Origin of the sequence: Stenotrophomonas sp. RS-48 (assembly GCF_030053245.1) — a bacterium.
Classification (GTDB): domain Bacteria; phylum Pseudomonadota; class Gammaproteobacteria; order Xanthomonadales; family Xanthomonadaceae; genus Stenotrophomonas; species Stenotrophomonas maltophilia_P.
Genome location: NZ_JASGBV010000037.1, coordinates 48,312 through 58,267, shown reverse-complemented (window position 1 = coordinate 58,267; position 9,956 = coordinate 48,312). Strand labels below are relative to the sequence as shown.

The following is a 9,956-nucleotide window of genomic DNA, read 5'->3' as shown; positions in this document are numbered from 1 at the left end:
GCGAGGGCCACAGCAGCTTCAGGGCCAACGACAGTACGAAGGAGCCGACCGCCGCAGCCAGCGCACCGGCATCGATCACGGCCGCGCCGCCTGCTCCAGACGCCCCACCCGCGGACGTCCAGGCCGGCGCTGCCAGCGACCAGTGGGAAGCGCGGCTGATGGCACGACTGGAGCGATACCGCTACTACCCCTCCAGCGCTAGATCGCGGCGCCAGCAGGGCACCAGCTGGGTCCGCGCCAGCATCGACCGCGACGGACGCCTTCTGGCGCTAAGGCTGGAGCAGTCCAGCGGCCAGTCCCTGCTCGATGACGCGGCGCTGCAGACCTTCCGCCGCGCACAGCCGCTGCCACGCATTCCCGACGAAATGAAGGCGCCGCAGGAACTGGTGGTACCCGTGGAGTACTACCTGCGCTAGGCAGTCCGCGCTTCCGCTTCGATCTCGAACAGCATGCCAACCACTGCCAGATGCAGCAACGGGATCAACGCGACGGTGCACCGGGCCCCCTCCTTGGCAGTCCTCCGCACCGCGATGCGTGCGGAGGACCACGGAGTGGCTCAGGCCTTCAGCACTTCCACCTTGTACGAAACGGTCTCGCCGTCGTGCTCGATGATCAGTCCGTGCACGTCCGACTCGAAGCCCGGGAAGCGCGCATTCTGCTCGCGCGCGATGCGCAGCGACTCGATGATGGGCTCATCGCTGGCACCGAAGCGCTCGCCCGGCATGATGGTGGGAATGCCGGGCGGGTACGGCACCAGCATGGTCGCCGCGATGCGGCCACTGAGCTGTTCGATGTCCACCCGTTCGATTTCCCCCTTCACCAGATGGTTGTAGGCATCGGCCGGGGTCATCACCGGCGTCGGCAGGTCCACGTACATCTCGCGCATCACCCGGGCCACTGCGAACTCCTGGTTGAAGGCGTGCAGCGCATCGCAGAGGTCGCGCAGTCCCCAGCCGGCGTAGGCAACGGGATAGTCCGCCGCCAGCGTCGGCAGCGCCTGGCTCAGGGGGGCGTTGCGGTCATACAGCTCCTTGAACGCCATCAGCTCGGTGACCAGCGTGCTCCACTTGCCCTTGGTGATCCCCATCGAGAACAGGAACAGCACCGAGTAGAGGTTGGTCTTCTCCACAGTGATGCCACGACCCCACAGGAACTTGCTCAGCACCGCCGCTGGAATGCCCAGCCGGCCCATTCCGCCATCCATCGACAGGCCGGGGGTCAGCAGGGTCACCTTGATGGGATCGATCAGTACATAGTCGTCCACCAGATTCTCGAAACCATGCCAGTGCCCATCCGGCTGCAGGTACCACTCCTCCCGCTTGGCCACCATCGGCGCCGGCGTGTCGCCCTTGTCAAGGCTGCGCTCGACCTTGGTCGGCTGCCACACGCTGAACCACCAATCATCACGGCCGAGATCGTCGCGCACATGCAGCATGGCGCGCCGGAATGCGATCGCCTCGTCGTGCATCTCCTGCACCAGCGAGCGACCGGCCTCGCCTTCCATCATCTTCGACGCGACATCACAGGCAGCGATCACGCCGTAGTGCGGGCTGGTGGAGGTGTGCATCATGAACGATTCGTTGAAACGCTCGGCATCCAGATTGCGCTGTGCCGAGTTGCGCACATGGATCATCGAGGCCTGCGAGAACGCGGCAAGCAGCTTATGGGTGGAGTGCGTGGTGAAGATGATCGCATCCTGCTCGCGCGGCTTGCCCTTGGCCATGCCGTAGTGGTTCTCGTAGAAAGGATGGAATGCGGCGTAGGCATACCAGGCTTCATCGAAGTGCAGAAAGTCCACCGCACTGCCGATCTCGTCGGCGATCTTCTCGGCGTTGTAGCACAGGCCATCGTAGGTGGAGTTGGTGACCACGGCGATACGCGGCTTGGAGCCCGCCGTGTATGCCTTGCTCGCCAGCGGGTTCGCGGCGATGCGCTGCTGCAGCGATTCCGGAGTGAACTGGTCCAGGCTGATCGGGCCGATGATGCCGTGCGCGTTGCGGCTGGGCGTGAAGTACACGGGTACCGCGCCCGTCATGATCAGCGCATGCAGGAGCGACTTGTGGCAGTTGCGGTCGACGAACACCACATCGCCCCGCGCCACCGTGCCGTGCCATACGATCTTGTTGGCCGTGGAGGTGCCATTGGTCACGAAGAACGTATGGTCGGCGCCGAAGTTGCGGGCCGCTTCGTTCTCGGCGTCCTTGATCGGCCCGGTGTGGTCCAGCAGCGATCCCAGCTCCGGCACCGAGATCGACAGATCGCTGCGCAGCGTGTTCTCGCCATAGAACTGGTGGAATGCACGGCCAACCGGCGATTTGGTGAAGGCCACGCCACCGGCGTGGCCGGGCGTATGCCAGGAGTAGTTCGACTCGGCGGCATGATGGATCAGTGCCTTGAAGAACGGCGGCAGCAGGTGCTGCATGTAGTCTTCAGCGGCCCGCATCACCTGCCGGGAGATGAAGTTCTTGGTGTCCTCGAACAGGAAGATGAAGCCGTGGATGTACTTGAGCAGCTTGCTCGGTACCTTCTCGATGGTACGGCGCTCGCCATACAGGAAGACCGGCAGGTTCGCGCGGCGCGCACTCTGCTCGCGCAGGAACGCGGTCAGGCGCTGGAACTCGCCATCGACTTCCTCGCTTCCATCGATCGATATCAGCACGGCCGACGCCGCAACATAGGTGCGTGCTCCTGCACGGGCATCATCCAGGTTCAACCCGCACAGCACGCGCTGGTCGTTGCTGCGCAGCTCTTCCACCAGAGCGCGGATCAGGATGCCGCCGATGCGTGGTGAGTCGTAATCACCGTCGATGACTATGACCGGATAGTCCAATGACTTGAAATACACGTTGTTTCTCCTTGTCCGAATCAGGAATGCTGCGCGCCGGCAGAAATCGCCGCCGCCTCACGGGCACGCTGCCGCTGCTGGCGGCGCTCCTCGCTGAAGAAGGGATAGAACACGGTGATGAACAGGACGAACAGGAAGGCGTACTGCACGATCGTTCCCGACGAGCCATAGATCGCCCACAGGCAGTACACGACGGTGAGGCTGGTCAAGGTCCAGAACGCGCCGGTATGCACCAGGGTGTGCGAGCGTTCGACCACGAAGTAGCAGGCCACGCAGGAATAGATGTAGGGCAGCAGGGTCAGCACCACCGCGGCCGAGGTGATCACATCGAACTGCGCGGATGCCGTTTCCGAGGTGGAAGTGACCAGCACGGCCAGCGTCATCAGCACCGCCACGATCAGCACGCCCTTGACCGGCACGTCATCCTTGTTGGTTTTGCTGAAGATGCTCGGGAACAGGCCATCATCCGATGCGGCCTTCGCGCTCTGTGCGGTCAGCAGGATCCAGCCACCGAGCGAGCCGGCCGCACCGATGAACGCGCACAGGCTGACCAGCGCACCGCCCCAACCCCCCACGGCCTTGGCCGCCGCCAAGGCGAACGGCGCGTCCGAAGTCTGCAGTTCACCGTTGGGGACCATGCCCATGATCACCGACGAGCTGGCGATGTAGGCGATGGCCGCAAGGAACACGCCGGCCAGCGTAGCGCGCGCGACATTCTTCTCCGGGTTCTCGACCACGCCGGCGGTCACCGACGCTGACTCTACGCCAATGAACGCCCACAGCGTCAGTGCGGCTGCACTGGAGATCGCACCGAAGTTGGATTCACCGGAGACGTTGTAGGCCCCTTTGAAGATGTCGGCATCGAAGAAGAACCAGCCGAAGATGGCGATGCCCAGGATCGGCACCAGCGCGAAGCTGGTGGTGACGGTCTGCACGCGACTGACGAAGGCCGGACCGATCACATTGGCGAAACTCAGCGCCCACACCAGCACCAGGACCGCGATGCAGCGCACCAGCGGCTCGGACAGGATCGGGAAGAAGTAGCTGAAGTAACCCACCGCCGCGATCGGGATGGCGACATTGCCGATCCAGTTGGCGAACCAGTAAATGGTATTGGTCTGGAAGCCCATGTAGGGGCCGAACCAGTCGCGCGCATAGGCATAGGGGCCGCCGGCCTTCGGGGCCAGCTTGCCCAGTTTGGCGAACACGAACGCCAACAGCAGCGCACCCGCCGTGGTGATCAGCCAGCCCCAGATCGAGGCAGTACCGATCTTGGCCAGGCTGGAGGGCAAGAGGAATACGCCTGAGCCCATCATGTTGCCCGCGACGAGGAAGGTGGCTCCCACCACACCGATCTTCTTTGCTTCTGCCATGACAATCTCCTGTACCGGCATCAGCCCGGTTGCGCCGGGCATGGGGGTTGGCTGCGCTGGCGTGCTGCCGCTGGCGCCTATTTGATGAAGTTGTACTGCAGGCTGCCCTGCACTCTTACTGTGTCGCCGCGTGCACCGTCCTGCTGCTGCAGGCGGCCGTAAAGCAGCTCCATGCCCATCGTCCACGAGGGCGCGGGGCTCCAGATCAGGTTGAAGACGCCGTAACGGCTTTGCCGGAACGCGTCACTGGCAAGAGCGGCGTTCCGCTCCAGCGTGAGCTGTCCGAAAATCAGATTCGAGCGCCACAGATCGGACCAGTAATGGGTGTAACCGACGAAGCCGCCGTGCAGATCCAGTGCCTCCAGGCGACCGTCCGCATCCACCACGGCATCCAGGCCGGAGCCGGTCAGATCAGCGGTGTAGCGGCTCAGGCCGCGGCCGCCCAGCACGCCGAACAGCAGCAGGTCGCGCGCGCCCACGGAAGCAGAACCGCTGAGCTGCAGGCCGCCGGCGATGCGCCGGTCGCGCTGGTCCTGGCCGTCATAGGCCAGACTGCGGGCCACCGCACCCATCTGCAGGTGGCCCCAATCGCGCTCCATGCGCGCGGTTACCGTGACATCCGGCAGCCGGTTCACCGCCGCCAGCGTCTCGCTGGCCCCGGCCAGTTCCGTCTCCGGGTCTTCGGCGGCGATCGTCAGCGTGCTTCCCTTGCCCAGCGCGAAACTGTGGTGGATGCCGGCCACCAGCAGGTAGCCAGCGCCTCCCGGGCCTGCGAAATCCAGCGTATCGGGCAGGCTGTCGGCATCCATGAAGCTGGAGTAGCCATAACCGGCATAGGTATTGCCAAGCTGCCCATAGGCGTGGCGCAGGCGGAACTGGTATCCATCGCTGCTGCCGAAGAAATCATTCTCCAGATAGAAGCGCAGGTTGCCATGCGTGGTCGGCCGGCGCGCCTCGAAGCTGAACCGCGTCTGCTTGGCGTGGATGTTGAAGTTGGAAACATCGCGATGGCTGTCCCCTACCGGCATCGATGAAGGGATGAACTGGTCCTCGTCCCCCGCCCGGCGCGAGTCGGCGATGGCATCGAGCTTGGCATAGCCGCCGATGCGGATGACCGTGTCGGTTCCGGGGATGGCGAAGAAGCCTTTCAGATCCGCGTCGGTGGGGCTGGCAGCGTTGTCTGGACGCGAGGCGGCCGTCGACGGGTCCGCCACTGATTCGCGCGCCGGCAGCACCGGTTGCGCCACGCCGGGCACGCGGGTGGGCTGCAATGTGGCGGCCGTCGTCGCCGGAGCTGGGGACACGGGCGTAGCCGTAGCAGCAGGCACGACGCCCGCATCATGCCGCTCGAGCTGGTCCAGGCGTTGCTGCATGCCTTCCAGGGCCTGTCGCATCGCCGCAATCTCACGGCGCAGCGCCTGCGCGTCGTCGTCGGCAACCGCCTGCGCCTGCAGCGGCGCAGCGGCCAGCGCGGCCAGGCAGGCAAGACTCAGTACTGCCATGCGCATTGCATCCCCCGTGCACGAACACTCGCCACGCGATGCCGGACCGCACGCGTGCGCCGTCCTGGCTTCGCTCCGCCGTTGCTGGAAATACGGATACTGCGATTAAGACAGACGGTCGCCGGCAGGTTCGCACCGCCGATGAGGCAGCGACCGGAGCAGTCTGGGTAGCAAGCGCAGAGTGAGAGTGTCGTGAATTGCGATGCAGGCATGCTCTGGGTAGAGCCCTGCGTGTGCAGCAGTGCAGAAGCGATATCGCTGTATTTCATGCGTCACAGGCTAGTGCGCACGTCGTTTTTGGCCTTGATTGGAATCAAGGCACGATGCTTGATCTCAGTCACGATTCAGACGTGACGGCGAACAAGCACTGCGCAGCCGTTCACGTCGTCGTGGCCATGCAAACGCAGCAGGCCCGCACGTTTCCGTACGGGCCTGTCGATGACACCCTGCATGCAGGATCGCTTTTCAGCGTGGACCCAGCACCGTCTGCAGATCGGCACCCTGTGGAAGACCGGAGCGACGCTGCACCTGGCCCTGCGCATCCTGGAACAGGATGCCCGGCGTACCCTGGAAGCCCATCTCGATCATCAGGACCTGGTTGGCATCCAGCTTCCCCGCGATCTCGCGGCTGATGTTCGGCAGCGGCTTGATGCCACCGCGGTCGAACTGGCGCTCGTTCTCCAGCAGCGCCGCGCTGGGGTCGCGTGCGGCCAGAATCGCGGCCGCCTTGGCCGGGCTGTCCTCGCGGATCACACCGACCATCACATGACGCAGCTGCACCTTGCCGGCATCCACCCATGGGCGTGCCGCCTCCCAGAACTTGTGGCAGTACGGGCAGTTGGCATCACTGAATGTGTAGACCACGCGCGGTGCGTCGGCCTTGCCATCCCGCACCCATGCACTGGCGTCCAGCTTGCTCCACATCTTGGCCGACATCGGCGCGGCCACCAGCTTTTCCACTGCATCAGCGGCGATATCGTTACCCTCGGCATCGAACAGACTGCCTACCACCACGTGCTTGCCGTCCGCGGTCACGTAAGCGGCGGCAGGCTGCTGGCCACCGACCACGCCGGCAAAGCCGCGCAGCCCACCCGGTGCGTCGAACTCGGCGACGACCTCGAAACCATGCTTCTCGATGCCTTTCAGGACCGCCGGGCGATCCCCCTTGGCAGCGGAGGCCGGCGCACCGGCTGCCGGCGCAGCTCCTGCCTTGCCCGGTGGCGTCTGCGCCTGGCTGCAGGCGGCCAAGGCCAGCAGGGCCGGCAGCAACAGCACCGCAGGAACGGTGCGCAGGGAAATCAACGACATGGGAACTCCATAGTGGGATGCCAGCGCAGGCTACCGCAGCCGGCGCAGTTTGTGTTCAAGCCCTGCCATGGTCAGTTCACCCAGATGCAGCTCCTGCAGGCGTCCGTCAGCATCGAAGAACAGGGTGGAAGGATACGCCTGCACCCCGAGCGCCGCAGATGCGGCAGCATCGTCATCCAGCAGCACATTGCGCAGCTGCAGGCGTTCGCCGGCAATGAAACCCTGGACCTCGTCCAGACTTTCTCCCTGATTGAGGAACACGAACCGCACATCGTCGTGTGCGTCCTGCGCGGCTGCCAGCACGGGCATTTCACGTCGGCACGGACCACACCACGTTGCCCATAGATTCACGACCACGGGTTTCCCGCGGAACTGCTGCAGATCGATGACACGGCCCTGCAGGTCCATCACCTCCAGCCTGGGCAGCGGCATATGCCGCGCCTGCCACCCGGACACGCCGTGAGTGGCTGCGCCCCACAGCAGCGTACCTGCCAGCGCTGCTGCCAGTACCGGCCGGCGCAGCGCGGGATGTCCACGCAGCCGCCACAATCCCCACGCCAACGCAGCCATCAGCACGACGACCAGGTGGTATCCGCCATCGGTGATCTGCAGAACGCTCCATGGCGAGTCGCGATACAGCGCCGCATTGACGGCGACGAAGCTGATGCGGCCACACAGCAGCCCCACCAGCAGCATATCCAGCACCATGCCGGCCGCCGAAGGCTGCGGTCCCTGCGCACGGCGACCGGGCCAGAGCCGGGCGATCGTCATCGCAATCAGTACACAGATCAGAATCAGAACGACCGGCATCGGCACCGGCCCAACGCTGGACATCATTCCACCCACTCAACGATCGACTGACCGCATGGTCGAAGCGTCGCGCCTGCGATGCAAGCGCGACGACCGACCGTCAATCGTCAAGCCGCGCTGCGCCCCATCTGAATGCCCGGCGTCGGCGCCGGCGCCAATCCGCGCAGGCTCCCTGCCACGGAGGGCAGCAGCGGGCGTTCGCGGCGCTTGTTGCTGACGTGACGTCGATAGTTCGCCGGCGTCATGCCGACGATGCGCAGGAACAGACGCCGGAACGCACTCTGATCGGCATAGCCGACCCCCCAGGCCACCTCATCGATACCCGCCCCCTGCTGCAGCAATGTCTGCGCCTTGGCCACCCGCAGTCGCTGGCAGTATTCGATCGGACGCAACCCGGTCGCTCTGAGGAAGCGGCGCTGCAGAGTGCGCGGCTCCAGCCCTGCCACTTCGCAGATCGAAGCAAGCGTGGCGCCGCGCGCCGCCGTGGTGTGCAGCCAGCGCTGGGCCTTCAGCACGTCGCGGTCCCCATGGGCGAAGTTGGCGCTGAAGCGCTCCAGATCCTGCTGGATCGGTTCCGGAACGGTGATCGCGAGCTGCGTGGCCACCGCGCTGGCCACGCCCTGACCGAACAGCCGGTGCAGCAGTCGCAGGCCGAGAAAGCGCCATGCCTGCACACCTGCGACGGTCAGCAGATCACCATCGTCCACCAGTGCGCGTTCGCTGGGTACCCAGCTGACAGCCTGCGCCACCAGTCCGGGATGGCGGCTGAGATCCGGACCCGACACGGTCCGGCCCGCCAGCAGGCCGGCCCGGGCCAATACGCTCACCCCATCCGCCGCGGCCGCCAGCAGACTGCCGCCGTCGTAGTGCGCACGGAGCCAGTCGAGCAGGATTTCATCGGTACGAAGAGAGGCCGTCGAACTGACCTGGCCCGGAACCGCGATCACCGCGGGAATGGCCGCGTCCAGCATGTCCGCGCCCGCGACGCGATGTACCCCGCTGCGGCTGGCCGGCACGATCCAGCGGGTCACCAGCACCCGCTTGAACGGGCGCCGCTGCTGCTGCGCCACGCGGTTGGCCACATGTGCCATTTCAGCCAGTACCGATGCTGCCGACGGGTCGCCACCGGGGTACTCGACCACCCCCACTTCAACGAACCCCTCGCTCCTGATTCCCTCCACGGTGCACCTCCTCGGTTCTGGCCAGCGAATGACCGGTTCAGGTGCAGGGTAGAAAGTGCTCCATCGGCGAGGCTATGAAGAAAGTTGCAAAGTGCACTGGATGCGTAACTCACACATCGCATTGACCCTGGACCAGACTCAAGGGTTCAGAATGGCGACCGGAAACCCGAGGAATTCCGCCATGAACATTGGTCAGCTGGCGCGCCGGGCCGGCGTCCCGATCGATACGGTCCGCTACTACGAGCGCCAGCAGCTGTTGCCCACCGCGGCACGTTCGGCCGGTGGCTACCGCATCTTCGGCGAGCAGGACCTGCGTCGCCTGCGTTTCATCCGCCGTGCGAAGGCGCTGGGTTTCAGCCTGGAGGAGATCGCTGAACTGCTCGCACTGAGCGACCAGCACCAGCACGACATGGGCAGCGTGCGTGACACCGCACGGACGCGCCTGCGCGACATCGAGCAGCGCATGAACGAACTGCAGCGCATGCATGCGGCACTGTCGCAACTGGTCGAGGCCTGCCCTGGCCACGGTGCGCTGGTGCACTGCCCGATCCTGGCGGCGCTGACCGAAGACGGCGAGTGACCAGGCACCCGGCGGAACGATGGCGCACCCGGCCGCGGACGTGAAGAAAAGTGCAACAAATGCTTGCCAACCCCAGGGGGCATCGCTATTATTTCGCTCCTCAGCGACGTGGGGCCATAGCTCAGCTGGGAGAGCGCCTGCATGGCATGCAGGAGGTCAGCGGTTCGATCCCGCTTGGCTCCACCAATCTTTCGGCATTAGGCCGTCGAAAGGTCGCTAAAGAACATTGATGAGAATTGCGTCCCCATCGTCTAGAGGCCTAGGACATCACCCTTTCACGGTGGCGACCGGGGTTCGAATCCCCGTGGGGACGCCAGTTTCAAAAGGACCCTGCTCCCGGCAGGCATCCTGGTTTCA

8 protein-coding genes and 2 tRNA genes are annotated in these 9,956 nt (G+C 65.0%); 4 read left to right on the top strand and 6 right to left on the bottom strand.

What is annotated here, in order from left to right:
* On the top strand, positions 1 to 416 hold a 416-nt coding region (locus QMZ25_RS08085; RefSeq protein WP_283219423.1), incomplete at its 5' end, for an energy transducer TonB.
* 140 nt (positions 417 to 556) lie between these two features.
* Here QMZ25_RS08085 and QMZ25_RS08080 read toward each other — a convergent pair.
* From QMZ25_RS08080 to QMZ25_RS08055, 6 genes are all read right to left on the bottom strand, one after another.
* Complete coding sequence (locus tag QMZ25_RS08080) at positions 557 to 2,845, bottom strand: Orn/Lys/Arg decarboxylase N-terminal domain-containing protein (RefSeq protein ID WP_065175308.1); 2,289 nt, start codon at positions 2,843 to 2,845, stop codon at positions 557 to 559.
* A gap of 20 nt (positions 2,846 to 2,865) precedes the next feature.
* The gene (gene adiC / locus QMZ25_RS08075; RefSeq protein ID WP_053517667.1) at positions 2,866 to 4,218 is read right to left on the bottom strand and encodes an arginine/agmatine antiporter; all 1,353 of its coding nucleotides are present in this window, start codon (positions 4,216 to 4,218) and stop codon (positions 2,866 to 2,868) included.
* 77 nt (positions 4,219 to 4,295) lie between these two features.
* Complete coding sequence (locus tag QMZ25_RS08070) at positions 4,296 to 5,726, bottom strand: DcaP family trimeric outer membrane transporter (protein ID WP_065182737.1); 1,431 nt, start codon at positions 5,724 to 5,726, stop codon at positions 4,296 to 4,298.
* Between the two features lie 459 nt (positions 5,727 to 6,185).
* A complete protein-coding gene (gene dsbG, locus QMZ25_RS08065; RefSeq protein WP_180876965.1) occupies positions 6,186 to 7,028 on the bottom strand; it encodes a thiol:disulfide interchange protein DsbG in 843 nt (280 codons plus the stop codon).
* 30 nt (positions 7,029 to 7,058) lie between these two features.
* Entirely contained in the window at positions 7,059 to 7,862 is an 804-nt protein-coding gene (locus tag QMZ25_RS08060; RefSeq protein ID WP_128990824.1) for a TlpA disulfide reductase family protein, read from the bottom strand.
* An 83-nt stretch (positions 7,863 to 7,945) separates the two neighbouring features.
* Positions 7,946 to 9,019, bottom strand: coding sequence for a helix-turn-helix domain-containing protein (locus QMZ25_RS08055; RefSeq protein ID WP_164151882.1), 1,074 nt, complete (start codon positions 9,017 to 9,019; stop codon positions 7,946 to 7,948).
* Positions 9,020 to 9,200: 181 nt separating this feature from the next.
* On the opposite strand from QMZ25_RS08055, the gene QMZ25_RS08050 reads away from it, so the two are divergent.
* From QMZ25_RS08050 to QMZ25_RS08040, 3 genes are all read left to right on the top strand, one after another.
* The gene (locus QMZ25_RS08050) at positions 9,201 to 9,599 is read left to right on the top strand and encodes a heavy metal-responsive transcriptional regulator (protein WP_065175310.1); all 399 of its coding nucleotides are present in this window, start codon (positions 9,201 to 9,203) and stop codon (positions 9,597 to 9,599) included.
* Positions 9,600 to 9,709: 110 nt separating this feature from the next.
* Positions 9,710 to 9,785: transfer RNA gene (locus QMZ25_RS08045), tRNA-Ala, on the top strand.
* 54 nt (positions 9,786 to 9,839) lie between these two features.
* A tRNA-Glu gene (locus tag QMZ25_RS08040) sits at positions 9,840 to 9,915 on the top strand.
* Positions 9,916 to 9,956: the final 41 nt, after the last annotated feature.